This is a genomic window from Streptomyces sp. LHD-70 (assembly GCF_031157275.1).
Taxonomy (GTDB): domain Bacteria; phylum Actinomycetota; class Actinomycetes; order Streptomycetales; family Streptomycetaceae; genus Streptomyces.
The window spans coordinates 1-23951 of the sequence record NZ_JAVIFW010000031.1 but is presented as its reverse complement, the minus strand read 5'-3'; the positions used below and the strand labels follow the sequence as shown (position 1 = coordinate 23951).

At 71.7% G+C, this 23951-nt stretch carries 20 protein-coding genes and 6 pseudogenes; 15 read left to right on the top strand and 11 right to left on the bottom strand.

Annotated elements, in window-relative coordinates; translation table 11 throughout:
* The first annotated feature begins 26 nt into the window (after nucleotides 1-26).
* Complete coding sequence (locus RCO28_RS36030; RefSeq protein ID WP_308945588.1) at nucleotides 27-833, top strand: YgjP-like metallopeptidase domain-containing protein; 807 nt, start codon at nucleotides 27-29, stop codon at nucleotides 831-833.
* Nucleotides 834-1455: 622 nt separating this feature from the next.
* Here the strand turns inward: RCO28_RS36030 and RCO28_RS36025 are convergent.
* The 4 genes from RCO28_RS36025 to RCO28_RS36010 form a co-directional block, all read right to left on the bottom strand.
* Nucleotides 1456-2538, bottom strand: coding sequence for a tartrate dehydrogenase (locus RCO28_RS36025; RefSeq protein WP_308945587.1), 1083 nt, complete (start codon nucleotides 2536-2538; stop codon nucleotides 1456-1458).
* A 199-nt stretch (nucleotides 2539-2737) separates the two neighbouring features.
* Nucleotides 2738-3640: a LysR family transcriptional regulator gene (locus RCO28_RS36020; RefSeq protein ID WP_308945586.1), complete on the bottom strand. Its 903-nt coding sequence runs from the start codon at nucleotides 3638-3640 to the stop codon at nucleotides 2738-2740.
* Nucleotides 3641-3681: 41 nt separating this feature from the next.
* On the bottom strand, nucleotides 3682-5115 hold the full coding sequence (gene dctA / locus RCO28_RS36015; RefSeq protein ID WP_308945585.1) for a C4-dicarboxylate transporter DctA: 1434 nt from the start codon (nucleotides 5113-5115) through the stop codon (nucleotides 3682-3684).
* 328 nt (nucleotides 5116-5443) lie between these two features.
* Nucleotides 5444-5749, bottom strand: a complete 306-nt coding sequence (locus tag RCO28_RS36010) for a MarR family winged helix-turn-helix transcriptional regulator (protein WP_374991317.1) — start codon at nucleotides 5747-5749, stop codon at nucleotides 5444-5446.
* 268 nt (nucleotides 5750-6017) lie between these two features.
* Here RCO28_RS36010 and RCO28_RS39545 point away from each other — a divergent pair.
* The 3 genes and pseudogenes from RCO28_RS39545 to RCO28_RS35995 form a co-directional block, all read left to right on the top strand.
* Nucleotides 6018-6131, top strand: a pseudogene (locus RCO28_RS39545) (MBL fold metallo-hydrolase); the annotation flags it as partial.
* Between the two features lie 124 nt (nucleotides 6132-6255).
* The gene (locus tag RCO28_RS36000) at nucleotides 6256-6687 is read left to right on the top strand and encodes an MBL fold metallo-hydrolase (protein WP_308945584.1); all 432 of its coding nucleotides are present in this window, start codon (nucleotides 6256-6258) and stop codon (nucleotides 6685-6687) included.
* Nucleotides 6688-6817: 130 nt separating this feature from the next.
* A complete protein-coding gene (locus tag RCO28_RS35995) occupies nucleotides 6818-7843 on the top strand; it encodes an enoyl-CoA hydratase/isomerase family protein (protein ID WP_308945583.1) in 1026 nt (341 codons plus the stop codon).
* 115 nt (nucleotides 7844-7958) lie between these two features.
* Here the strand turns inward: RCO28_RS35995 and RCO28_RS35990 are convergent, their stop codons facing one another.
* Nucleotides 7959-9695, bottom strand: coding sequence for a bifunctional 3'-5' exonuclease/DNA polymerase (locus RCO28_RS35990; RefSeq protein ID WP_308945582.1), 1737 nt, complete (start codon nucleotides 9693-9695; stop codon nucleotides 7959-7961).
* Between the two features lie 252 nt (nucleotides 9696-9947).
* Here RCO28_RS35990 and RCO28_RS35985 point away from each other — a divergent pair, with 252 nt between their 5' ends.
* The 3 genes from RCO28_RS35985 to RCO28_RS35975 all read left to right on the top strand — a co-directional run bounded on the left by RCO28_RS35985 (nucleotide 9948) and on the right by RCO28_RS35975 (nucleotide 14772).
* Nucleotides 9948-10787, top strand: coding sequence for a nitrilase-related carbon-nitrogen hydrolase (locus RCO28_RS35985; protein WP_308945581.1), 840 nt, complete (start codon nucleotides 9948-9950; stop codon nucleotides 10785-10787).
* Nucleotides 10788-10946: 159 nt separating this feature from the next.
* Nucleotides 10947-12089: a DUF2786 domain-containing protein gene (locus tag RCO28_RS35980; protein ID WP_308945580.1), complete on the top strand. Its 1143-nt coding sequence runs from the start codon at nucleotides 10947-10949 to the stop codon at nucleotides 12087-12089.
* A 217-nt stretch (nucleotides 12090-12306) separates the two neighbouring features.
* A complete protein-coding gene (locus RCO28_RS35975) occupies nucleotides 12307-14772 on the top strand; it encodes an FUSC family protein (protein WP_308945579.1) in 2466 nt (821 codons plus the stop codon).
* A 21-nt stretch (nucleotides 14773-14793) separates the two neighbouring features.
* Here the strand turns inward: RCO28_RS35975 and RCO28_RS35970 are convergent, their stop codons facing one another.
* Together RCO28_RS35970 and RCO28_RS35965 are read right to left on the bottom strand one after the other, a co-directional pair.
* A complete protein-coding gene (locus tag RCO28_RS35970) occupies nucleotides 14794-15309 on the bottom strand; it encodes a hypothetical protein (RefSeq protein ID WP_308945578.1) in 516 nt (171 codons plus the stop codon).
* A gap of 61 nt (nucleotides 15310-15370) precedes the next feature.
* Nucleotides 15371-15487: pseudogene (locus tag RCO28_RS35965) on the bottom strand (30S ribosomal protein S14); the annotation flags it as partial.
* Between RCO28_RS35965 and RCO28_RS35960 the strand changes: the two are divergent.
* The 4 genes and pseudogenes from RCO28_RS35960 to RCO28_RS35945 form a co-directional block, all read left to right on the top strand.
* Nucleotides 15485-16267 (top strand): annotated as a pseudogene (locus RCO28_RS35960) (GTP-binding protein); the annotation flags it as partial. The pseudogenes RCO28_RS35965 and RCO28_RS35960 overlap by 3 nt on opposite strands.
* A 6-nt stretch (nucleotides 16268-16273) precedes the next feature.
* Nucleotides 16274-16519, top strand: coding sequence for a 30S ribosomal protein S18 (gene rpsR, locus RCO28_RS35955; RefSeq protein ID WP_308945577.1), 246 nt, complete (start codon nucleotides 16274-16276; stop codon nucleotides 16517-16519).
* A gap of 63 nt (nucleotides 16520-16582) precedes the next feature.
* A pseudogene (locus RCO28_RS35950) lies at nucleotides 16583-16927 on the top strand (SRPBCC domain-containing protein); the annotation flags it as partial.
* 187 nt (nucleotides 16928-17114) lie between these two features.
* Complete coding sequence (locus RCO28_RS35945) at nucleotides 17115-17354, top strand: DUF397 domain-containing protein (RefSeq protein ID WP_308945576.1); 240 nt, start codon at nucleotides 17115-17117, stop codon at nucleotides 17352-17354.
* A gap of 83 nt (nucleotides 17355-17437) precedes the next feature.
* On the opposite strand, the gene RCO28_RS35940 is transcribed toward RCO28_RS35945, so the two are convergent.
* A complete protein-coding gene (locus tag RCO28_RS35940; RefSeq protein ID WP_308945575.1) occupies nucleotides 17438-17941 on the bottom strand; it encodes an ATP-binding protein in 504 nt (167 codons plus the stop codon).
* A gap of 338 nt (nucleotides 17942-18279) precedes the next feature.
* Here RCO28_RS35940 and RCO28_RS35935 point away from each other — a divergent pair, with 338 nt between their 5' ends.
* Both RCO28_RS35935 and RCO28_RS35930 read left to right on the top strand, forming a co-directional pair.
* Nucleotides 18280-19173 carry a helix-turn-helix domain-containing protein gene (locus RCO28_RS35935; protein WP_374991316.1) on the top strand — a complete coding sequence of 298 codons (894 nt, stop codon included), beginning with the start codon at nucleotides 18280-18282 and terminating at the stop codon, nucleotides 19171-19173.
* 77 nt (nucleotides 19174-19250) lie between these two features.
* A complete protein-coding gene (locus RCO28_RS35930; RefSeq protein ID WP_308945574.1) occupies nucleotides 19251-20708 on the top strand; it encodes an aldehyde dehydrogenase family protein in 1458 nt (485 codons plus the stop codon).
* Nucleotides 20709-20730: 22 nt separating this feature from the next.
* On the opposite strand, the gene RCO28_RS35925 is transcribed toward RCO28_RS35930, so the two are convergent.
* Together RCO28_RS35925 and RCO28_RS35920 are read right to left on the bottom strand one after the other, a co-directional pair.
* Nucleotides 20731-21372, bottom strand: a complete 642-nt coding sequence (locus RCO28_RS35925) for a PadR family transcriptional regulator (RefSeq protein WP_308945573.1) — start codon at nucleotides 21370-21372, stop codon at nucleotides 20731-20733.
* Nucleotides 21373-21461: 89 nt separating this feature from the next.
* A complete protein-coding gene (locus RCO28_RS35920; RefSeq protein WP_308945572.1) occupies nucleotides 21462-22001 on the bottom strand; it encodes a DinB family protein in 540 nt (179 codons plus the stop codon).
* A 229-nt stretch (nucleotides 22002-22230) separates the two neighbouring features.
* Here RCO28_RS35920 and RCO28_RS35915 point away from each other — a divergent pair, with 229 nt between their 5' ends.
* Both RCO28_RS35915 and RCO28_RS35910 read left to right on the top strand, forming a co-directional pair.
* The gene (locus tag RCO28_RS35915) at nucleotides 22231-23226 is read left to right on the top strand and encodes an ATP-binding cassette domain-containing protein (protein WP_308945571.1); all 996 of its coding nucleotides are present in this window, start codon (nucleotides 22231-22233) and stop codon (nucleotides 23224-23226) included.
* Nucleotides 23223-23799: pseudogene (locus RCO28_RS35910) on the top strand (ABC transporter permease). The gene RCO28_RS35915 and the pseudogene RCO28_RS35910 overlap by 4 nt, the downstream one beginning before the upstream one ends.
* Before the next feature lie 57 nt (nucleotides 23800-23856).
* Here the strand turns inward: RCO28_RS35910 and RCO28_RS35905 are convergent.
* Nucleotides 23857-23951 (bottom strand): annotated as a pseudogene (locus RCO28_RS35905) (IS982 family transposase); the annotation flags it as partial.

Below are 23951 nucleotides of genomic sequence, written 5' to 3'. Positions count from 1 at the left end.
CCATCCAGAACAGACAGACCATCACCATGACGCATCCCGCGCAAGACGGCGAGGACACCGTGAACGCGCACGTCTCCCGCACCGAACGCACCTTCAAGGTCGGCAAACTCGATGTTCTCCTGCGCACCTCAACACGGCGCACCAAGGACGTCGGCATCACCGCCCGCGGCCAGGTCGTCGTCCGAGCCCCACACGGCACCACCACCATGGAAGCCGCCAACCTCGTACGACGCCGACGCGAATGGATCTACCTGCAACTCCTCCGACTCGAGCGCAGTCGCGCAGCGCCGATCACCAAAGTGCTCGCGGAAGGAGAGGAGTTCCACGTCTTCGGCACGCCCCACCGCCTCCACCTGGCCGACATCACTGACGCCGAACAACCCGTCACCACACACCACGACCCCGAAACCGGCCCGCGGCTCCACCTCGACCGGCGCCTCGCGAACCGCCCCGACCACGCCCGCCACACCCTGATCCACTGGTACGCCCAGCAAGCCCAAAATTGGCTCGATGAGAACGGTGGACAACTCGTGTGGAACCCGGGTAAAAACACCACCCGCCTCCGCGCCTCAGTGCGGCTGTCGACCGCACTCATCGCCCACCGCCCCCGCCACGAACTCATCCTGAGCTGGGCGGCCGCCCAGCTCACCGATGCCAACCTCCGCGTCCTCGTCGCCGACACCCTCGGCCGGGCACCGGCCGACGCACTGCACCGACTCCACGGCACCTACCGAATCGTCTGGCTCGGCGACGTACGCACCCCGGCCACCAGTTGCGCCGTCCCGCACAACGCGACGAGCGCGAACGAGGTGAGCGCCCCGACCTCCAAGTAGCGACCGTGCCCGGGTGGCGGCAGCGCGCCGCACTCGGGCACACTGCTGTCGAGGCTTCGTGGAGGAGTGGAGAAGGCGTACGTGCCCGAACGGCACTGCGTAGGCCCCGAGTTCGCCGCCCACCGCGTCACCTGCGACGTCAGGATTGACCTTCCTCCCACGGGCCTGGCAGCCCTCACCCAGACGAGAATGTTCGGCCCGCGTTGGGCCGGAGGAGCTCCGTTTGGCCGTCGTTGGGGCGGACTGCCCGAGAGTGATCTTCGCGGCGCGGGACGCCGAGGGACAGGAGGGGACTGGATAACACCAGGTCAGGCGCACCGAAATGTCATCTGTACTGGAAAGCGGCAGGTCAGACCTTGATCGAAGATCTCGACGCTTGATCGCTCGTAATGCGTAGGTCTCGGGTTCGAATCCCGAAGGCGGCTCCAGGAAAGGCCGGGTCACGTTGCTTGTGACCCGGCCTTCTGCGTTTCCTTGCGTACGGCCGGGCCCCGAGCGGTGGGTGCTCGGGGCCCGGTGTGGTGGCCGCTCTTCCGGGGCGGCCTGCCCGGCCCATCGGCGCGACTGAGTACGGACCGGGAGGTCGAAGCGGTGCGGGGAGCCCTCCCGCTGGCTGGAGTGATCAGGCGCCGAGTGCGTCGACGAGGGCCTTCGTGACCTCTTCGGTGGTGGCGGTGCCGCCGACGTCACGGGTGAGGATGCCGGACTCGGACGTCACCTGGATCGCCTTGTGGAGCCGGGCCGCCTGGTCCGGCAGGCCGAAGTGCTCCAGCATCAGCGCGGCGCTGCCGACCGCGCCGACCGGGTTGGCGAGCCCCTGCCCGGCGATGTCCGGGGCCGAGCCGTGCACCGGCTCGAACATGCTGGGGAAGCGGCGCTCGGGGTTGAGGTTGGCGCTGGCGGCGAGGCCGAGGCTGCCGGCCAGGGCGCTGCCCAGGTCGGAGAGGATGTCGGCGTTGAGGTTGGAGGCCACCACGACGGACAGGTCCTCGGGGTGCAGGACGAACTTCGCGGCCATGGCGTCGACGAGGACGCTCTCGGTCTCCACGTCGGGGTATTCGGCGGCCACCCGCTTGAACACGTCGTCCCACAGGACCATGCCGTACTGCTGGGCGTTGCTCTTGGTGACCGAGGAGACCTTGCGGCGGCTGCGCGTACGGGCGAGGTCGAAGGCGAACCGCATGATGCGCTCGCAGCCCACCTCGGTGAACAGGGCGGACTGGACGGCGACTTCACCGCCGGGACCGCGTCCGGAGAGGTTGCGGCCGCCGAGGCCCGCGTATTCGCCCTCGCTGTTCTCGCGGACCACGACCCAGTCGAGTTCGGTGTCGTCGGCCTTGCGCAGCGGGCTGGTGACGCCGGGCAGGAAGTGCACGGGACGGACGTTGGCCCACTGGTCGAAGCTCTGGCAGATCTTCAGGCGCAGGCCCCACAGGCTGATGTGGTCGGGGACGTTGGGCCAGCCCACGGCGCCGAAGTAGATCGCGTCGAAGTCCTTCAGCTGGTCGAGGCCGTCCTCGTCCATCATCGTGCCGGTGCGCTCGTAGTAGCCGCAGCCCCAGGGGAACTCCTGCCAGTCGAAGGCGAAGGCGCCGTTCGAGTCGGCGGCCAGCGCGTCGAGGACGGTGCGGCCCGCGGCGACGACCTCGGTGCCGACACCGTCGGCGGGTATGGCGGCGATACGGAAGGTGCGGGTTGCGGGCACGGGAGCCTCCGGTCGTGCGGTCCTCTGCTCGGGCGGAGCCGGCGGGGACGGGCGATTGGATCGACGCCTTCGAGTGAACCCAGTGGTGCCCGACCCCGTCCAAGACGTGCTTCCGATACAACCCATAGGCCCCGCCGATGAGTTCAGGCGTCGCGCTGTACGGCCGGGCGGGAGGAGGAACGGCGCAGGTCCGCCGCTGCTACGTCGTCAGGGTGCCCTTGCGGAGTGCGTACGAGCGAGCCAGGTCCAGGAAAGCGCGGGCGCCCGGAGTGAGGTGCCCGGGCAGGCTGACCATCGCGACGTGCAGCTGCGCGGTCGGCTCGATGGCGGCGACGGACGCGCCGCAGCGGCGGGCGAGTCGGGTCCAGGAGGCGGGCAGCACCGAGATGCCTACGCCGGTCAGGACCAGGGGCAGGATCGACGTGCGGTGGTCGACGACCGCGACGATCTCGGTGCCCTCGGTCTGCGCGGTGATGTCGTCGACGATCGAGCGCATCAGGCTGCCGCCCCGGGAGGCGATCAGCTTGTGGCCGCCGAGATCGCCGGGGTGCAGGGTCGCGCCGTCCGGTAGGTCGCTGTCGGGCCCGGCGACGACGACGAACGGCTGTTGTTCGAGGGGGAGTACGTCGAGGCCGGACAGGGCGACCGGCTTGGCCGCCCCGAGGAGTCCCAGCTCGCAGGCGCCACTGCGCACCAGATCTGCGGCCTCTTCGGGGGTGAACGCGGCACGGCTGCTGACGGTCATTGACGGGTGAAGCTCGGTGAAGCGGCGGGTCAGGGTGGTCAGCGGCTCGATGCCGGGTGACGGCATGGCGGCCACCTCGACGGTGCCGGCGTTCAGGCCGGTCAGGGCGGCGGCCCGGTCGCGTACGGCGGTCAGATCGCGCAGCACGCGGCGGCTCGGTTCGAGCAGTTCCGCACCGGCGTCGCTCAGCACGACGCCACGGCCCATCCGGTGGAACAGCGAGACACCGAGGTCGGCCTCCAGGTTCGCCATGGCCTGCGACAACGACGGCTGCGCCACGTGGAGCGCGGCGGCGGCCCTGCTGAAGCCGCCGTGCTCCACGATGGCGAGGAAGTACTCGAGCTGCCGTGCGTCCACCGTGCCTCCCACCGCCGCGACCTGCGGACATGGGGCGGACCTTATCGGTTGACCGCGACCGCTTCGCCGTCCGTGGTCGGCCGCGGATCCGGTTCGGTCTCGTCGGAGTCGGAGTCGGAGTCGGAGTCGGAGTCGGAGTCGGGGCCGGGGCTGGGGGGAGGTACGTCCTCCCGGATCTTCCCGGACAGTACGAGGCGTGCCCGCTCCAGGTCGAGGCCGTTCTCCCAGCGGGCGACGAAGAGGGTCGCCACCGCGTTGCCGTAGAAGTTGACCAGGGCTCGGCACTCCGACATGAACTTGTCGATGCCGAAGATCAGCATGATCCCGGCGGCCGGCACGTGCCCGACGGTCGACAGGGTGGCCGTGAGCGCGATGAACCCGCCGCCCGCGACCCCCGCGGCGCCCTTGGAGGTCAGCAACATCACGGCGAGCAGGCCGAGTTGCTGCCCGATGGAGAGCGGGGTGTCCGTGGCCTGGGCGATGTACAGCGTGGCGAGGGACAGATAGATCGCCGCGCCGTCGAGGTTGAAGCTGTAGCCCGTCGGAACGACCAGTCCGACCGTGGACCGTTCCGCGCCCATGAACTGGAGCTTGCGCATCAGCCCCGGAAGCGCGGGCTCGGCCGTGGACGTGCCCAGGACCAGGAAGAACTCCTCCTTGAAGTAGCGGAAGAGCTGGAAGATGTTCAGCCGTACGTAGGCCGCGAGGACCGCGCCGAGCACCACCACGACAAACAGGATCGAGGTCACGTAGAAGAGCAGGATCAGCGAGCCCAGGCTCGTCAGGGTGGAGAGGCCGAACTTCCCGATGGCGTACGACATCGCGCCGAAGGCGCCGAGCGGAGCTGCCTTCATCACGAACGACAGGACCTTGAACACCACTTGGGTCAGTCGGTTCACCGCGCCGATGATCGGCTCTCCGACCTTGCCCACGGACTTCAGGGCGATGCCGAAGATCACCGCGAGGAAGATGACCTGGAGGATGTCGCCCTCGACGAACGCGCCGAAGACACTGTCCGGCACGATGTGGGTCAGGAACTCCCACCAGTGCTGCTTCTCGCCGGAGTCGATGTACTGCCCGGCGTCGCCGGACACGTCGAGGCGGGAGGGGTCCGCGTGGACGCCGTCACCGAGCCGGAAGACGTTGATGGCGACAAGGCCGGTGAGCAGCGCGACGATCGTGCCCACCTGGAAGTAGGTCAGCGCTTTCAGCCCTGTACGGCCCACCTTCTTGAGGTCGGCGACGCCGGATATCCCGCCGATGATCGTGAGGAACACGATCGGACCGATCAGCATCTTCATCGCGGTGATGAACGTGGTGCCGATCGGCTCCATCGACGTGGCCAGATCCGGCCACCGCCAACCGAGCACGATGCCGACGACGATCGCCACGAGAACCTGCACATAAAGCTGCCGGTACCACGGCTTGCTCCTCGCGGGGGCAGGGCCTGCGGCTTCGTTCGGGGCATGCGACATTGCAACCTCCATCCAGGCACGGCAAGGTCTGCGGGCGCACTCCGCGCAGAGGTCACAGCGCTGGGCGGATGCCGTCGCGCGTCGAGTGCGGCTCGGGAGACCCGTGCGACGCCGGGTCCCGGCCGGCCGTCGCACCATCTACCGGCACAGTGAAGCCCGTCACACGTGAGCGGGTCCACGACCAAAAACCGATCCCCCGTATAGGTCGCGCCTATACGGGAGCCCGCTTGGCGGGCGGTCGCGCCCTGGTCGACCAGGGGCAGGCCCGTGCCTCAGGAACTGACCGCCCGCAGCAGCAGCGCGTGCAAGCGGTCCTGTTCCTGTTGGGTCAGGGGGGCAACGGGGAGTCCTCGGCGAAGAGTTCGAGGAGGCGTTCGCGTAGGTCCGTGCCCTTGTCGGTGAGGACGAGTTGCTTGGCGCGGCGGTCCTGCGGGTGCGGGCGGCGGTCGACGAGGCCCTGGTCCTCCAGGCGGTCGGAGACGAACGTGGCGTTGGACGGCTCGCAGCCCATGCGCGTGGAGAGTTCGCGCAGCGTCAGCGGGCCGGTCAGTTCGCGCAGCGCGATGGCCTGCGGTGCGGTCAGGCCGAGGGAGGAGGCGCGCTCGCGCACATGCGCCTCGATCTGCCGGGCCAAGCCGGTGACCAGTGACCAGTGACCAGTGACCAGTGACCAGGGCGAGCGCGAGCGCCTGCGCCGCCCCTCCCGGACCCGTACCCTCCGCCTCGGCGATCTGCGCATCAGTCATGTCGCCGACGGGGCCGTGCAGTTGAAGCCGCGCGGCTGGTTCCCCGCGTCCACCGACGAGGACTGGGTGCGGTACGCGGACCACCTCGACGGCGAGGGGGCGCTCGTCGCCGGAATAGGCGGACTGCTCGTCGAGTACGGGGAGCGGGCCCTGCTCATCGACGCCGGGTTCGGGCCCGACGCCGCGCCGGACGACCCGGAGAACGGCTGGATCGGCGCCATCCACGGCGGCCGACTCCTCGACAGCCTCGCCGAGTTGGGCCGCTCACCGGCCGACATCGAGGCCGTCGCCGTGACGCATCTGCACACCGACCACATCGGCTGGGCCTGGAACCCGCGCCGGGCAGCGACCGGCCGGCGTTCACCGGCGCCGCGTACCTCATCGGCGCCGACGAGTGGAACGGCCGCCACCGCATCCCCGGGGGCACGGCATCACCGAGGAGATCCTCGCTGCCCTCGAACCCAGGGCCCGTACGGTCGCCGAGGGCGAGGAGATCTTCCCCGGCGTACGGGTCCTCGCGACCCCCGGCCACACCGTCGGGCACACGGCGTACGTGATCGAGTCCGGTGGGCAGCGGCTGATCGCGTTCGGGGACGCGCTGCACTCGCCCGTGCAGATCAGCCACCCCGAGTGGTCCGCCGCCCCGGACGTGGACGCCGACCGCTCCGCCGACCACCGCCGCCGCCTGGTCGCCGAACTCTCCGCCCCCGGCACCCTCGGCTACGGCATCCACTTCGCCGACGTCGTCTTCGGCCGGGTCGAGCGGCGGGCCGGGGCGGACGCGGGTACCGGGCGGGATGTGTGGGTGCCGGTCGAGGGGGCGTAGTCGGGGGCCGTGGCGTGGCGAGTACGCTCGGCCGCAGGTCGGCCCAGTGGGCAGCCGTGCCGGGGCCGCGGCCCGCGGTCGTACGGAACTGCCCTCTGGGGCACGCGTGTCGAGAGGCGAGGTGGCTGAGGTGTCCGAGGCGGAGGTCGTCCGGGAGGTGCGCGGAAGCGCCGGGTGGCTCACCCTGAACCGGCCACGCGCTCTGAACGCCTTGACCCATGACATGGTCCGCCTGATCGACGCGGCCCTCGCGCGCTGGGAGCAGGACGAGCGGATCGCGTACGTCGTGCTCGACGGCGCGGGGGAGCGCGGCCTGTGCGCGGGCGGCGACATCCGCGCCATCCGGGACTCCGCGCTGACGGACGAGGGGGCGGCGGCGCGCGCGTTCTGGCGGGACGAGTACCGGCTGAACGCCCGCATCGCCCGCTTCCCCAAGCCGTACGTCGCGCTCATGGACGGGATCGTCATGGGCGGCGGCGTCGGGCTCTCCGCGCACGGCGGCGTGCGGATCGTCACCGAGCGCTCGCGCGTCGCGATGCCGGAGGTGGGCATCGGGTTCGTGCCGGACGTCGGCGGCACGCATCTGCTCGGGCGCGCGCCCGGCGAACTCGGCACGCATCTCGCGCTCACCGCCGACGCCATGACCGGTGCGGACGCCGTGCACTGCGGGTTCGCCGACCACTTCGTGCCCGCCGCGCGGCTGCCCGAGCTGCGCACCGCGCTCGACGGGCGTCAACTCGCCGATGTGCTGGCCGAGTTCGAGGTCCCGGCGCCGCCGTCCCCGCTCGCGGAGCAGCGGTCGTGGATCGACGCGTGCTACGCGGACGGGAGCGCCGAGGTGATCGTCGACCGGCTCGGCGACAGCGGGGAGCCCGCCGCGAAGGAGGCGGCCACACGCATCCTCGGCCACTCGCCGACCGCGGTGCAGGTCACCCTGGAGGCCGTCCGCCGGGCCCGCGCGCTCGGCACGCTCGACGCGGTGCTCGACCAGGAGTACCGCGTCTCCTGCGCGGCACTCGCCGGACCCGACTTCGTCGAGGGCGTACGCGCCAAGCTGGTGGACAAGGACGGCGAACCGCGCTGGGCGCCGGGCACGCTCGGTGGGGTCACGTGGGCTGAGGTGGAGCGGCACTTCAACATCAGCCCGTCCGGCTGAATCAGCCCGTCCTGGGGGCACCTCCCAGCGGTAGCTGGGGGAGTTTGAGGACGAGCCCGCAGGGCGATCGAGGGCACCCGAGCCGACGGTGCCCGGGCCGACCGCGTAAGCCCTCTCACTTCGCATCCGCATAGCACTCCACCACCGCCGTGCTGAACGGAAACCGCACCGCTGTCTCGCCGAAGACGATCCGGGCCGCTTCGAGCGAAGCCGCGCCGATGGCCTCGACGACCGCCTCGGCCTCCTCCTGCGGGCAGTGCACGATCACCTCGTCGTGCTGGAAGAAGACCAGCTCGGCCGCCATCTCCGCGGTGGCCCGGCGGAGCGCGGCGAGCAGCACGAGCGCCCAGTCGGACGCGCTGCCCTGGACGACGAAGTTCCGCGTGAAGCGGCCGCGGGCACGGGAGTTGGTCGAGGCGTAACCGGGCACCCACTCGTCCGCGCCCGCCTCCCCGCCCCCGAGATCCGTGGCCGCCGCGCCTCTCGCCCCCTCGGTCGCCCCCTCCTCGGGCAGCATCGGAATCCCCGCCTCCCCCTGCTCCTCGGCCCCGGCCGCGGGCGGGCTCGTCCGGCCCAGCCAGGTGCGGACGAGACGGCCCTCCTCGCCTTCGCGGGCCGCGTCGTCCACGTACGCCACCGCGCGCGGGAAGCGGCGGCGGAGCAGGGCGAGGTTCTTCAGGCCGTCACCGGACGTCTGGCCGTAGACCGCGCCCAGGACGGCGAGCTTGGCCGCGTCCCGGTCGCCGGAGAAGGCCCGGTCGGAGACCGCCTGGTAGAGGTCGTCCGGGCGGCCCGCCACCTCCGTCAGGCCCGGGTCCCCGGAGATCGCCGCGAGCACCCGTGGCTCCAGCTGGTCGGCGTCGGCCACGACGAGGCGCCAGCCCGGGTCGGCGACCACCGCCCGCCGGATGACCTTCGGGATCTGCAGGGCACCGCCGCCGTTGGTCACCCAGCGCCCGGTGACCGTGCCGCCCGGCAGGTACTCGGGGCGGAAGCGGCCGTCCCGCACCCAGTCCTGCAGCCAGGACCAGCCGTGCGCGACCCAGATGCGGTACAGCTTCTTGTACTCGACCAGGGGGCGCACGGCCGGGTGGTCGAGGGTCTCGATCTCCCATCTGCGGGTCGACCTGATCCGGATGCCGGCCTGCGCGAACGCCTTGATCACGTCCGCCGGGAGGTCGGGCCGCACGCGTCGCCCGAACGCCGCCGACACCTCGTCCGCCAGCTCGGCCAGGCGGCGCGGCTCGCCCCCGCCCGCGTACCTCCCGCCGAGGAGTTCGTGCAGCACCTGCTTGTGGACGGCCGCACTCCACGGCAGCCCGGCGGCGTTCATCTCGGCGGCGATCAGCATGCCCGCCGACTCGGCCGCTGTGAGCAGCCGCATCCGGCCCGGGTGCAGCGCGCCCGCGTGCCGGCGCAGCTGGTCCGCGTACACCTCCAGAAGCCCCTCCAGTGGTACGTGCACCGGGCCCGGCTCGAAGAGGGAGGACTGCGAGCCCGGTTCGGCGGCGCGCTGTGGCGGGTCGGGCGGCACCGGGCGCTGCTGCAGCCGGGCCCAGGCGGCGGCCGCGGAGCGGGGTTCGCCGAGGCGGCCCTCGTGGGCGAGGAGGAGCTGCTCGGCGTCCTCGATGTCGTAGCACCGCTCCACCCGGACCCCGGCCGCGAGCAGCCGTGGGTACACCTCGGCCGTCGAGCGCCACACCCAGCGGTAGACCTCCGGGCGCTCGCGGACGGCCGCGACGAGGTCCGGCTCCCGCACGGCGTCACCGAGCGGCCGCCCGGCCCCGTCCACGGGAACGAGCAGCGCTCCGCGGCCGTCGTCGGCCAGGGCCAGGACCCAGCGTTCGCTCACAGGTGCGAGTCTTGCAGCCGCCACTGACAACGGCCCGGACCTGCACCGCTCGGCCCTCGCCGGACTCCTGCTCGGCCCGCTCGGCTCGCGCTGCCGGGCCTCGCCTGGCCCTTGCCTGGCGCCGGGAGGTCCGCTGCCCCCGCCCGCGTGGCCCGCTTCCGGCGCGTACGACCAACCCGACGACCGTACGGTGGACAAGGGGGCGTACGCGGACAGACCCGTACGGAGCGACGCCAGACCGGAGGAGACCGGATGCGTGTGGCCCTGGCCCAGACGGACTGTGAGCTCGGCGAGGTCGACGCGAACCTCGCGACGGCCCGCGACCAGGTCGAGCAGGCCGTGGCCCAGGGCGCCGACCTGGTTGTCTTCCCGGAGCTGAGCCTGCACGGCTACCACCTCGGCGGCCTGGAGCGGGACGCCTCCGTCGAGGCACGCGACCCGCGCCTGCTCGAACTGTCCACCCTCGGCGCGGGTGTCCTCGTCGGCCTGCACGAGCACACCAGCCTGCGCGCGTACAACACCTCCGCCTACTACAGCGAGGGCGCGCTCCTGCACGCGCACCGCAAGCTCTACCTGCCCAACTACCTTGCCTGGGAGGAGCGCAAGCACGTCAGCCCCGGCCAGTCCCTGCGCGCGTACGACCTGCCGGGCGGGCACGGGCGGGCGGCCACGCTGGTCTGCAACGACGCCTGGCAGCCGGTGCTTCCGTGGCTCGCCGTGCAGGACGGCGCCGAAGTCGTCGTGGTCCCCACCAACAGTGCCGCGAGCCTCGACCCGGAGGCCATGGACACCGGCCTCTACTGGGACACCCTGCTCTCGTACACCGCGAAGATGCTGCAGTGCTGGGTGGTGTTCGTGAACCGCGTGGGCAACGAGAACGGCGCCACCTTCTGGGGCGGTTCACGGGTGGTCGACCCGCGCGGCACCGTCGTCGCGCAGGCCCCGAAGTGGGAGCCCGCCCTTGTCACCGTCGACATCGACGTGCACGAGGCCCGCCGCCAGCGGCGCGCGGTCCCACTGGTCGCCGAGGCCCGACTCGGCCTCGTGGACCGCGAGGTGCGGCGGCTGATCGACGAGGGCGGCGACAGCTGACGGAGGACGCCTCCCGGCCGACGACGGCGACAGCTCCCGGAGGACGCGGGCGCCGATGACGGCGACGCCAGGGGTGCCGGAGCGCGACTATCGTGGACGGCTGCGCACGCGCGCGTGGGGAGGGGCAGACGCGCGTGAGGAGGGATTCGGGAGGGACTCATGTCGGACGCGACGGACGCGACGGGCGCCGTCGAGCGCGCTTTCGCCGCCGCCCTGTACGCGGAGGGCGACGAGGGCGTGGACACCGGCGCCGCGCTCCTCACCGCGGACCCGGCACACGTGGGCGAGGCGCTGCGCCGCGGCGAGGAGTTCGTCCGCAGCGCCTGGCAGCGCGGCTGGCAGCCCGCCGACGTGATCCGGATCGTCCGCCGCGAACTGGCCGACCACCATGCGACGATCGCAGCCGAGCTCATCCGCCAGGAAAACCGGCGCTATAAGAACCAGGGCCTGCCCCCGCGCTGGCAGGAGCAGCTGGACGAGCTGCCGAAAACCGCACCGCGCGGTGACCGATTCCTTTACGCCAGTGCCCTGTTGGAGCTGTACCGGCTGCTGCTGCGCCTGCCCGCCCTGGAGCCGGTCGCCCCCGCCCCCGGAACCCCGGTGCACGCGCGCGTGGCGCATGCCGAACCGCGGATGCTGGTCCGGATCCGCGCGCTGCTCGCCAAGGCCGAGGCGACCGGCTACCCCGAGGAGGCGGAGGCGCTCACCGCGAAGGCCCAGGAGCTGATGGCCCGCCAGGGCGTCGACGAGGCACTCCTGGCCCACCGCACGCACGCGCCGGACACCCCGGCCGCCCGTCGCATCGGCGTCGACGCCCCGTACGAGGCGGCCAAGGCGATCCTCCTGGACGCGGTGGCCACGGCGAACCGCTGCCGCGCGGTGTGGAACGAGGCGTTCGGCTTCTCGACGGTGGTCGGCTTCGACACCGACCTGGACTCGGTCGAGCTGCTGCACACCTCGCTGCTCGTGCAGGCCACGGCCGCGATGACCAAGGCGGAGGCGGCCCAGCGCGCGGGTGGCCGCAGGCGTACGAAGACGTTCCGCCAAGCCTTCCTGCTCGCCTACGCCCACCGCATAGCCGCCCGCCTCGACGAGGCCGCCGACCACGGCACGGCGGCGGCCAGGGACGAGGCGGGCGCGGCCGCGGCCGACCTGCTGCCGGTCCTCGCGGCCCGCGACGTGGCCGTCACCGACCGGACCGACGAGATGTTCCCGGAGACCACCAGCACCCGCGTCCGCTCGGCCCAGGACGCGGCGGGCTGGCACGAGGGCACGGCGGCGGCGGACCGAGCGGGCATGTGAGCCGCCCCGCCACGAGGGCACGGCGGCGGCGGACCGAGCGGGCATGTGAGCCGCCCCGCCACGAGGGCACGGCGGCGGACCGAGCGGGCATGTGAGCCGCCCCGCGCGGAGCTCTTCCCACACCCCGCCAAGCCCCCCGCCCACGCCCCGAATCCGGTACGGACAAAGATCACCCCCGCCCCCTCCCAACCCCCGTGATCCGACGTATCCTCGCGACGTGAGCTGGCTGCGAGCGCTGAAGGAGACCGCCCGCTCGGGCCTCAAGGTCGAGCGGCGCCGCCTGGAGCCCCTGATCACCGTCCGGGCCGGCGCGGGCCTCGCGATCGTCGTCGGCGTCAGCCTCTGGCTGTTCGGCCCGGCCGTCGCCGCCAGCTCCGCGTTCGGCGCGTTCCAGGCCGCGATCGCGACGTTCCAGCGCAGTTGGCGCCCGCGCCCGGTGCTCGCGCTCGCCTCCGGCGTGAGCCTCGGCATCAGCACGTTCCTCGGCTATCTCACCGGCACCCATGTGGTGCTGTTCCTCGCGCTGCTCGCCCTGTGGACCTTCCTCGCGGGCCTGAGCTGGTCGGTCGGGCCGACGGTCGGCATCATCGCGGCCTCGAACGTGGCGATGATGCTGGTCACGATCACGCTGCCGACCAGCCTCCTGGCGGCCGCGGGCCACGCCGCGATGATCGCCGCGGGCGGCCTGGTGCAGGCGCTGCTCATTGTGTTCTTCCCGGTACGCCGCTGGGGCGCCCAGCGGGACGCGCTCGCCGACGCCCTCGCCGCCGAGGCCGACTACGCCCGCCGCCTGCGCCAGGACCCGGTCGCGCCCTTCGACCCGGCCCCGCTGATGGCGGCCAGGGACGCGGCCACGGTCACCCCGCGCCAGGCCCGCCGCCGCCCCGCCGAACTGCACGGTGCCCGCGGCCTCGCCGAACGCATCCGCCCGGTCCTGGCCTCGCTCGCCGACCCGGCCGTGGGCGTACCTGCCGAGGGCGTGGAGCGCGACCGCGTACGGGAACTCCTCGCTGCGGCCGGTGAGGTGCTCGACGCGGCGGCCCGCGCGATCCGGCACGGCGTACCGGCCGAGCTGCCGCCCGCGGCGCTCGCGGCCCTGCGCACCCCGGACACCGGCGCGATCCTGACGGGCCCGCCGCGCAGGGCGGCCACGCGCCTCGCGGCGCTGCTCGACGACGTGGTCGAGACGGCCGACCCGCCGAGCTCGATCGCCGGGCGCCGCTCCCTGCGCTCGATGCTGTCGACGATGGCCGGCCACCTCCCGCCCACGGTCACCAACCACCTCCCACCCGCCGTTACCGAACCCCCGAAGGCCGGGACGACGACAGGGCCGACAGCCGGGACGACAGCCGGGACGACGACAGGGCCGACAGCCGGGACGACAGCCGAGACGACGACAGGGCCGACAGGGACGACAGCCGGGACGACGACAGCCGCGGACACCCCGGCGCCCACCCAGGGCCCGGCGGTCACCGGCACCACCCCCCTCCCCGCCACCCCCAGCTCCTCCGACACCCAGCCCATCACCCTCTCCCGCCCCACCGTCCCCGAGCTGGCCCCGGTAGCCGCCCGCAAGATGCGCCGCGAACTGGCGCAGAGCACAAGGGAGTCGGCGGTCAAGCGGCACGCGTTCCGCGTCACGGTCGTGGCCGTCGTCGGCTATCTGATCGGCCAGGCCCTTCCCCTCGGCCACGGCTACTGGGCGCCGATGGCCTCCGTGATGGTGATGCGCCCGGACTTCTCGCAGACGTACGGCCGCGCCGTCGCCCGCTTCGGCGGCACCCTCGTCGGCGTCGCCGTGGCCACCGGGGTCGTCCAGCTCACCGACCCGGGCCCGGTCCTCTCCGGCGCCCTGGCCGTGATCTGCGCGGCCCTGACGTACCTCCTGATGAGCACCGGGTACGCGGTCTCGCAGGTGACGATTTCCGCGTACGTCGTGTTCCTGCTCGGCATGGGCGGCACCGAGTGGACCCAGACCGTGCCCGAGCGCGTCGTGCTCACGCTGGTCGGCGGCGTCCTCGCGATGCTGTCGTACGCGGTCTACCCGGCCTGGGAGACCCCGCGCCTGCGCACCCGGCTCGCGGACTGGCTGGTCGCGGGCGGGAGTTACGCCGCGACGGTCGTCCACCACTACGCCGAGCCCGCCGGCCGGCACGCCACCGATGTGCGCGAGACCCTGCTGACCATGCGGGACGCCAGGATCGCCTGGCAGGACGCGGTCGAACGGGCCGAGGACGAACCCGTACGGCACCGCGGTCTCTCCCGTACGGCCACCGAGGACGCCGGGCACGCGCTCGCCGAGATGGTCCGCGTCGCGATGCTGATGGAGGCCCACCTTCCGGAGCGCGGCACCACCCCCGTACCGCCCGCCGCCCGGCTCGCCGACGCCCTGCGCGAGTCCACCGAGCGCGCCGCGAAGGACCTGCGGGAACGGCGCGTGCCCGACTGGGAGCCCGTACGCGCGGTGCTGCGCGACTGGAACGGCGACGGCCTGCCCGACCGGGTCGTACGCCGCGGCGGCCGGTTGCTCCTCGAATCCCTCGACGAGCTCTCCGAGTGCCTGGACACGACCGCCCCGCGCGAGAGCCGGAACGCAGCCCGGAACGCAGCCGGGAACGCCGCCGGGACCGCAGCCGGGAACGACGGCGGGCCGCGGCCCCCGGAGGGAACCGCGGCCCGCTGAAGGCTCGTCGGGACGAAGAGGTCAGCCCTGCGGCAGGTCCGTGGGCATGCCCGTCGGCAGCCCCTGCGGCAGCTCGCTCTCGTCCGTCTTCTTGAACTCGTCGGTGCCGACACCGTCCCAGGCGACCGTCATCGAGGTGGCGTCGACGGACTCGATCTTGCCCGTCTCGCGCTCGCCGCCGCCCTGGCACTTCAGCGCGATCGCCGTGCCGGTGGCGGTGCCGACGCACGTGGTGCCGGTCTTCTCGCCCACGCCCATCTCGGCGAGCACCGCGACCTTGCCGCCCTGCTGGACGGAGAGCGCCACGGACTTGCCGTTGTTCACCGAGACCCACAGGCCCTCGGAGCTGCCCTCGGCACCCGAGCCGGAGTTGTCGACTCCGTCCGAGCCGCCGCCCGTGCTGTCCTTGGCGCCTTCCTCGGCCGCGGAGCTGTCGCCCTTGCGCTTGCCCCCGCCGTCGTCGCTGCTGCATCCGGTCAGGGCAAGGGCGGCGACGACCGCAGCGGCGGCGGCGCAGACGCGTACGTGCTTGATCATGTGAAGTCCCCCTGGACGGCTCGCTGTTCGGTTCGGTACGGCTCGACGGAGCCGGGCCAAGCTACCAGGAGGACTTCCGGACGCCCGGCAGATATCCGGCGTGCGCTTGCTCACGCAGGTTCACCCGGGACAGTCCGAACGTACGCAGATAGCCGCGCGGGCGGCCGTCGACGCGGTCACCGGCGTCCTCACCGCCGTCGACCCCGCGCTGCTCCTGCCCTGCCTCGGCAACGGCGACGACCTGATGGAGGCGGGCCTCGCGGCCGCCGCCACCGACCAGCGCACCGTCGCCGACACCTGGGCCCGTCAGCTGGAGTACGCCCCCGTCCTCGCCCTCGTCGACAGCGCGGAGGCCGACGACGAGGACCGCGCCCTGCTCGCCCAGCTGCATCCGACCGCACGCCAAGTCTCCGTGGAGCACGGCGACCTGGCTCAGGCCGCGCTCGCCGGGTTCGACGTGGAGGCGGCCGCCGCGGCCCAGCATCCGGCGTGCGCACTGCTGCCGCAGGAGGCGGACGAGGCAGGCGTCGGTACGTACGTCTGGCACGCCCGCAGGCCCTTCCACCCCGAGCGGCTGTACCAGGCCCTGGAGGATCTGACCTGTGCGGCGGCGCGCAGCCGCGGCCGGTTCTGGCTCGCCGACCGGCCGGACTCGCTGCTCGCCTGGGACGCGGCCGGGGGAGCGCTCTGCGTGGAGAACGCGGGGCCCTGGCTGGCCTCGTTGCCGGACGCCGCCTGGGAGCTGGTGCCGCCGGTGCGCCGCGCCGCCGCCGCCCTCGACTGGCACCCCGAGCACGGGGACTGCTGCCAGCGCCTGGTCTTCACCTCGCCCGGCCTGGACCGGGAGGGGCTTCAACAGGTCCTGGACTCCTGCCTGTTGACCGACGCCGAGTACGCCGCGGGCCGCGAGGCCTGGAAGCGGCTGCCGCCCGCCTTCGAGCACCTCCTGGAGGTCTGAACCCCCATGTCTCCCCGGTCTCCCCGCAAGCTCGACCGCAAGCCCGTCAAGAGCCGCCCGAACCCGCTGGACCAGGCGGGCATCACGTACATCGACTACAAGGACACCGGCCTGCTGCGGAAGTTCATCTCCGACCGCGGCAAGATCCGCTCGCGCCGCGTCACCCGCGTCACGGCCCAGCAGCAGCGGCAGCTGGCGCGCGCGATCAAGAACGCCCGCGAGATGGGACTGCTTCCCTACGCGACGCGGTGAGCCGCTGCCGCCCGCCTGATGGGTAGGGAATCTCCTACGTTTGGCGCGTAGGAGATTCCCTGGTGGCTGATGCCCGGCGACTTCCGCCTGGAGGTCGGGCACCGTGACACCCTCACCGCCCTGCCGCGCCCCCGCACCGGCTTCTCCGGCACGGTTCTCGCCGAGGTCCTCGCGTACGAGACGGGGCGGATGCTCAAGCTGCGCTGGCGGGATGCCGAGCCGGGCGACTCGGCGGGCTGGACGATCACATGGACCCTGGAGCCGGAAGGGCGCGGCATGCGTCTCTTCCTCGTGCACGAGGGGTTCGATCCGGACGATCCGGCGCAGCTGATGGCGCACAAGATCATGGGTCAGGGCTGGCGCTCGGCCGTGCTCCAGGGCCTTGAGCGGGTTCTCGCGTCGCTGTGAGGCAGGGCTGATTCCGCCGCGAGTGGGCACGCGTACCGCTGTGAGCGGATCGTGGGCTGCGCTGTAACCGGCCAGCCACCCCGCGTGCACGTGCATCTGCCCATGCATCCGCATGTGAACAGGGATATGATCCGGGGCAGTTGACGGCTTGGCTAACACGAGTCACGGCACCACCGGGGAGCGACCTGTGCACCACGTGTACAACGGCATGGCGGCCACGGAGCTTGACGGTGTGGCCTGGCAGAAGAGCATGCACAGCAATTCGCAGGGCTCCTGCGTGGAGTTCGCGAAGCTGGCCGACGGCAGCGTGGCGGTACGCAACTCGCGCCACCCCGAAGGGCCGGCGCTCGTCTACACGCGGGCCGAGATAGAGGCGATGCTCCTCGGCGTCAAGGACGGGGAGTTCGACCACCTCGTGGCGGGCTGACGCCGCACCGCGGTCCTCGTATCGGACCGTTCCACCCGAAAAGGCCCTGCGCCCGCGAGAGGTGGGCAACAGGGCCGCCTTTCTCAGCTCTCCTCCGGCGCCAGCCGGAACAGCGCCCACACCACCTTGCCGCCGAGCGCGCCGGACAGCGGATGCCAGCCCCAGCTGTCCGCGAACGACTCCACCAGGAAGAGCCCGCGCCCCGACTCGGCCGAGAAGTCCGACAGTTGGGCGTCGTCACCCGCGATCGGGGACTCCGGGCTGGGGTCGCGCACCGCGCAGATGAGCCGGGAGGTCCAGCGCATCAGGTGCAGCCGGACCGGAGAGGTCTCGTCGCGCGGGGTGTCGGCGGGCAGGCCGTGCCGGAGCGCGTTCGTGACGAGTTCGGAGACGATCAGCGCGACGTCGTCGAAGCGGTCGTCGAGCGACCAGTCGCCGAGCGTGCGGAGGGTGAACTGCCGGGCCGCGCGCACCGCTTCGTAGCGGGCCGGCAGGGCGCAGGACGCCGCATTCGACACCGCTGAGGGGTCGATGGGGGGAAGCCCCTGCCGTAACGGCTCGAGCATGGTCGATCCATTCGTCCCCATGCGAGGCACTCCCCGGTTTCGCGGCCAGTCAGCCAGTAGCGATGTTGCGGTGGTGCGCGGGGCCCATCGTTCCGAATGCGCAGGGCGGATGCAAGGGCAGATGCACGTGCACGCGCCGGAGTTGGACGTTCCCGTACCGGTTCTTGCTCATTTCTTCCTGCGACCGGTTTCGTAGCTGTTCTGTGAGAGGACTGTTTCTGTAATCGATCGAGTACGGGGCGAAGCGTTTTAATGGCAGACTGCGGCTCTTGGCGGCGAGGGAGCGCGGCTCCGCGGCCGCCGCGAGGTTCCGGTTCATGACGATGCTGAAGACGGGGAGAGTGGGGAGGGTTGTCCACGTGACCGCTGGAGAGTCATGGGGGTCCCCCCAAGCGGGCGAGCCCGGGGGTGGCTCAGTCGTGCGACGCATCCTGCTGGGCTCCCAGCTGCGGCGGCTGCGCGAGGCACGTGGCATAACGCGTGAGCAGGCGGGCTACTCGATCCGGGCGTCCGAATCGAAGATCAGCCGCATGGAGTTGGGACGGGTGAGCTTCAAGGCGAGGGACGTCGAGGATCTCCTCACGCTCTACGGCGTCTCGGCGGACGCCGAGCGCGGTCCGCTCCTCGACCTCGCGAAAGAGGCCAACGTCGCGGGCTGGTGGCACAGTTACTCCGACGTCCTACCCGGCTGGTTCCAGACCTATGTCGGCCTCGAGGGCGCCGCTTCCCTCATTCGTGTCTACGAAGTCCAGTTCGTGCACGGCCTGCTGCAGACCGAGGGCTACGCCCGCGCGGTCGTCGAGCGCGGCGCCCCGAACCTCGGCAGCGCCGAGACCGAGCGCCGCGTCGCCCTGCGCCTGGAGCGCCAGAAGGTCCTCGTCTCCGAGCGCGCCACCCGCTTCCACTGCGTGCTCGACGAGGCCGCGCTGCGCCGCCCGTACGGCGACCGGGCCGTGATGCGCGGGCAGTTGGAGCATCTGATCGAGGTCTCGCAGCGGCCCAACGTCACCCTCCAGGTCATGCCGTTCAGCTTCGGCGGCCACGCGGGCGAGTCCGGCTCCTTCGCGCTGCTCCGCTTCCCGGAGTCCGACCTCTCCGACATCGCGTATCTGGAACAGCTCACGAGCGCCCTGTACCTCGACAAGCGCGAAGAGGTCAGTCAGTACGAAAAGGTCATGGAGCGGCTCCAGTCGGACAGCCCGAGCCCCGAGGCGACCCGAGATCTCCTCCGTGGTCTCCTCCAACTCTCGTAAAACACAAGTACGATGACGTGTCATCAGTCGGCACCGACCATGCCGATGACACTCCCGAACCCGCGGTAAGGGGTCGCATGTCCTTCTTCACCGACCTTGGCCGGCAGTACATCGACGGCAAGTGGCGGACCGGCAGCGGTTCGTGGGACATCATCGACTTCAACCCGTACAACGGCGAGAAGCTGGCCGCCGTGACCGTGGCCACCCGCTTCGAGGTCGACGAGGCCTATCGCGCCGCCGAGCGCACGCAGAAGTCCTGGGCCGCCCAGAGCCCGTACCTCCGCCGTGCCGTCATCGAGCGGGCGCTGCGCATCACCGAGGAGCGGCAGGACGAGATCGTCGACGCGATCATCGACGAGCTCGGTGGCACCCGCCTCAAGGCGGAGTACGAGGTCCACCTCGGCAAGGAATTCCTGCGTGAGGCGAGCGAGTTGGCGGTGCGCCCCGAGGGCCGGATCTTCCCGTCCACCACGGACGGCAAGGAGAACCGGGTCTACCGCCTGCCGGTCGGTGTGGTCGGGGTCATCAGCCCGTTCAACTTCCCGTTCCTCGTCACGCTCAAGTCGGTCGCGCCCGCCCTCGCGCTCGGCAACGGCGTGGTGATCAAGCCGAACCAGAACACCCCGGTGGTCGGCGGCGGGCTGATCGCGAAGATCTTCGAGGAGGCGGGGCTGCCGCCCGGGCTCCTGAACGTCGTGGTGACGGACATCGCCGAGATCGGTGACGCGCTCATAGAGCACCCGGTGCCGAAGGTGATCTCCTTCGCCGGCTCGGACCGCGTGGGCCGCCACGTCGGAGCGGTGACGGCCAGTCACTTCAAGCGCGCCATCCTGGAGTTGAGCGGCAACAGCGCCCTCGTCGTCCTGGAGGACGCGGATGTGGACTACGCCGTGGACGCGGCCGTGTTCAGCCGGTACGTCTACCAGGGCCAGGTCTGCATGGCCGCCAACCGGATCCTGGTGGACCGGGCCGTCCTCGAGGAGTTCACCGCCAAGTTCGTGGCCCGGGTCAAGGCGCTGAAGGCCGGTGACCCGCGCGACCCGGACACGCAGATCGGCCCGGTCATCAACGCCTTCCAGGCCGACGCGCTCGGCGCACTCGTCGACGACGCCCTGGCCGAGGGCGCCACGGCCCTGGTGCGGGGGCGCACGATCGGCAACCTGGTCGAGCCGACCGTCCTCACCGGTCTGCCCGAGGACTCCCCGATCCTGCGCCAGGAGATCTTCGGCCCGGTGGCGCTGCTCGTGCCGTTCGACGGCGAGGACCACGCGGTCCGCCTCGCCAACGACACCCCGTACGGCCTCAGCGGCGCCGTGCACACCGCCGACGTGGAGCGCGGCGTCCGCTTCGCCCGCCGGATCGAGACGGGCATGATCCACGTCAACGACGGCACCGTGCACGACGAGCCGTACGTCGCGTTCGGCGGCGAGAAGCAGTCCGGGCTCGGGCGGCTCAACGGCGACTCGACGGTCGACGCGTTCACCACCCAGAAGTGGATCTCCGTGCAGCACGGCCGCAGCCGCTTCCCGCTGTAACTCCTCGATTGCGGCAGGCAGTTCAGGCCTCGTCCCCCGGGTGCTTCTCGCCGGTGGCGTACGGGTTCTCCTGCTCCTCGGCGAGTACGCCCACGAACGGCTCGCCCTCGCCGGAGAAGACGTACGCTCCCTCCTCGATGCGCCGGATCAAGCCGCGCGTCCACTCCGCGCCCGCGTCCGCCGAGTGCACCCAGAAGTTCATGATCTCCCCGATGTGGCCCAGCTGTTCGGGCCCTTCCTCCGGGGTGTAGTACTCGGTGACCGACGTGCGCCACTGCCGCAGGTTCTCGACCCGCTTCTTGAGCAGCTCGACGGCCTCCGCGCGCGGCAGGTCCACGATGAAGCCGATGCCCGCGGACAGCACGTCCAGCTTCTGGTCGTACGAGGTGAGTGCCTCGCGCAGCAGCTTCAGATACTCCTCGGTGCCCTGCTCGGTGATCTCGTACTCGGTGCGCGGCGGGCCGCCCGCGGTGGACGGGGCGACCTCGTGGGCCTTGAGCAGCCCTTGCTTCGCCATCTGCTTCAGGGCGTGGTAGATCGAGCCGGGCTTGGCGTTCGACCACTCGTGCGCGCCCCAGAACTCCAGGTCGTTGCGCACCTGGTAGCCGTGTGCGCGGCCGTGCATGCGGACGGCGCCGAGGACCAGGAGCCGGATGACGGACATGGGCGCAGCCCTCCCTCTCGTACTGAGCTTTGCAGCCTATTCAACTTTGACTAGGCTACCCGGAGGGCTGTCCGCCATGCCGCCCGGCCTCAGTTGCCGCCCTGCGCCTCGTCGATGAGCTCGAAGGCGGTCTTCCCGTCCAGGGACTCGCGGATGATGTCCGCGTGCCCGGCGTGCCGGTCCACCTCGCTGATCAGCCGGAGCAGCAGCCAGCGCAGCGACACCCGCTCCTTCGGGAACCACGGCGCCTCCGGCAGCGCGAACGTCGTGTTCATGTCGGGCGCGCTCCGGATGAACTCCTCGGTCTCCTCCTGCACCTGGTCCCAGTAGGCCAGCTGCGACTTGACCGTCTCCTCGCCCACGAGCACGAAGCACTCGTGCCAGTTGGACTCGTCGCGGGCCACGGCCGGATCCACGCCCTTGGCGCGGGCCACCCAGCCCTGCTCGACCTCGGCCACGTGCTTGACCAGGCCCGCGAGGGAGAGCTCGCTCGCGCTCGGTCGGCTCGACGCCTGCTCGTCGGTCAGGCCGAGGACAGTGCGGCGGAGGCCGCCGCGGGCCTCGTCCAGGAAGGCGAGCAGCGCCCCGCGCTCGTCGCCGTGGGCCTCTGCGGGAACGTGCATGACCATGATCGGCCGCCTCTCGGTCGTCGTCACCCGGCGGTGCCGGATTGCTTGAGTACGACGTTACGGAGACTTGCGGTCAGGTGCTGTCCGCAACGCAGGGCGTTCTGGGGAGCGTTCGGGGGCGTCCTGGGGGAGTTTGGGGGGGGCGCCCATTAATCAACTTTGACTAATCCTCCCGAGCCCGGTTACCTTCGACCTTCCGCTAGGTAGTCAAGTTTGACCAAGGAGTGCGATGAGCGATCCGACGACCGAGGCGATCGTCCTGGAGGACGTCCACAAGAGGTACGGCGAGCAGCGCGCCCTCGACGGCCTCGACCTGACCGTGCGCCGCGGCACCGTGCACGCCGTCCTCGGCCCGAACGGCGCGGGCAAGACCACCGCCGTACGCGTCATGGCCACGCTGCTGCGCCCGGACGCGGGCCGGGTGCGGGTGGCCGGCTGCGACGTACGCACCCAGGCGCAGCGGGTCCGGCACCGCATAGGCCTCCTCGGCCAGCACGCGGCGGTCGACGAGCAGCTCAGCGGACGGCAGAACCTCGACATGTTCGGCCGCCTTCACCACCTCGGGGCGCGCGGGGCGGCGGCCCGGGCGGACGAGCTGCTCGACCGGTTCGGGCTCGGGGACACCGGCCGCAAGGCGGTCAAGCAGTACAGCGGAGGTATGCGGCGCCGGCTCGACCTGGCGGCGTCCCTGGTCACGGACCCGGAGGTGCTTTTCCTCGACGAGCCGACCACCGGCCTGGACCCGCGCGGCCGCACCGAGGTGTGGAACGCGGTGCGCTCCCTCGTCGTCGGCGGGACGACCGTGCTGCTCACCACCCAGTACCTGGAGGAGGCCGATCAGCTCGCCGACCGGATCTCCGTGATCGACTCCGGCCGCGTCGTCGCCGACGGCACCGCCGACGAGCTGAAGGCCAGGACCGGCGGCGACCGGATCGACGTCGTCCTGCACGACGCGGCCCAACTCGACGCCGCGGCGGGCATGTTGCGCACCGCGGCCGCCGGAGAGGTGGTCGTGGACGCGGACCGGCGCCTGATCAGCGCACCGGTCACCGACCGGATGGCGGCGCTCAACCGCGTCGTACGAGCCCTGGAGGACGCCGCGATCTCCGCCGAGGACATCGCCCTGCGGCGGCCCACGCTCGACGAGGTGTTCCTGCATCTGACCGGCGGCGAGCAGCGGCCCGACGGCGACCGGTCCGACGACCCGAAGGAGGTCTCCGTATGACTACGGCGCTGGGCACCACGCCGAGCAGGACACTCACCTGGGCGGTCACCGACTCCTGGACCATGACCCGGCGCGAACTCGCCCACTGGGCACGGCAGCCCGTGCAGATCGTGGTCGGCCTCGCCTTCCCGGTGATGCTGCTCCTGATGTTCGGCTATCTGATCGGCGGCGGCGCGGGGGTCGAGGGCGACTACCGGGAGTACCTCGTGCCCGGCATGTTCGCCCTGACCATGGCGTTCGGCCTGGACGCCACGATGGTCGCGGTCACCCAGGACCTGGAGAAGGGCGTCATCGACCGCTTCCGGTCCATGCCGATGTTCGACGGGGCGGTCCTGGTGGGGCGTGCGGCGGCCGACATGCTGCAGTCCGCGCTCTCCCTGGCCGTGCTCATCGGGGTCGGGCTCGCGGTCGGCTGGCGCTGGCACGGCTCGTTCGCGGCGTTCCGAGGGCGGCGTGACGTCGGCGTCCTGGGCGTACGAGCACGCCCAACTCCTCGCCGTTCTCTGGCCGTTGCTGCTGATCGCGGTGTTCTTCCCGCTGGCGGTGCGGAGGTTTGCCCGCTTGAGCCGGTGAGGTGTCCCCGCGGGCCGAGCCCCCGAAGCACCGCCTAGATGTGTGAGTCCGAAGTTCTCAGTGGTCGTAGGCGATCAGGGATCGTTTGATTGCGGCTCCGGTGGTCCAGTTGTGCCAGATGGCGGTGGCGAGGGCGAGGAGGCGTTGGCCGG

Coding starts and splice junctions, on each gene's coding strand:
- RCO28_RS36030 (WP_308945588.1), top strand. CDS start 27: ATGACGCATCCCGCGCAAGACGGCGAGGACACCGTGAACGCGCACGTC.
- dctA (WP_308945585.1), bottom strand. CDS start 5,115: ATGTCGCATGCCCCGAACGAAGCCGCAGGCCCTGCCCCCGCGAGGAGC.
- RCO28_RS35985 (WP_308945581.1), top strand. CDS start 9,948: ATGCGTGTGGCCCTGGCCCAGACGGACTGTGAGCTCGGCGAGGTCGAC.
- RCO28_RS35980 (WP_308945580.1), top strand. CDS start 10,947: ATGTCGGACGCGACGGACGCGACGGGCGCCGTCGAGCGCGCTTTCGCC.
- RCO28_RS35970 (WP_308945578.1), bottom strand. CDS start 15,309: ATGATCAAGCACGTACGCGTCTGCGCCGCCGCCGCTGCGGTCGTCGCC.
- rpsR (WP_308945577.1), top strand. CDS start 16,274: ATGTCTCCCCGGTCTCCCCGCAAGCTCGACCGCAAGCCCGTCAAGAGC.
- RCO28_RS35940 (WP_308945575.1), bottom strand. CDS start 17,941: ATGGGGACGAATGGATCGACCATGCTCGAGCCGTTACGGCAGGGGCTT.
- RCO28_RS35930 (WP_308945574.1), top strand. CDS start 19,251: ATGTCCTTCTTCACCGACCTTGGCCGGCAGTACATCGACGGCAAGTGG.
- RCO28_RS35925 (WP_308945573.1), bottom strand. CDS start 21,372: ATGTCCGTCATCCGGCTCCTGGTCCTCGGCGCCGTCCGCATGCACGGC.
- RCO28_RS35920 (WP_308945572.1), bottom strand. CDS start 22,001: ATGGTCATGCACGTTCCCGCAGAGGCCCACGGCGACGAGCGCGGGGCG.
- RCO28_RS35915 (WP_308945571.1), top strand. CDS start 22,231: ATGAGCGATCCGACGACCGAGGCGATCGTCCTGGAGGACGTCCACAAG.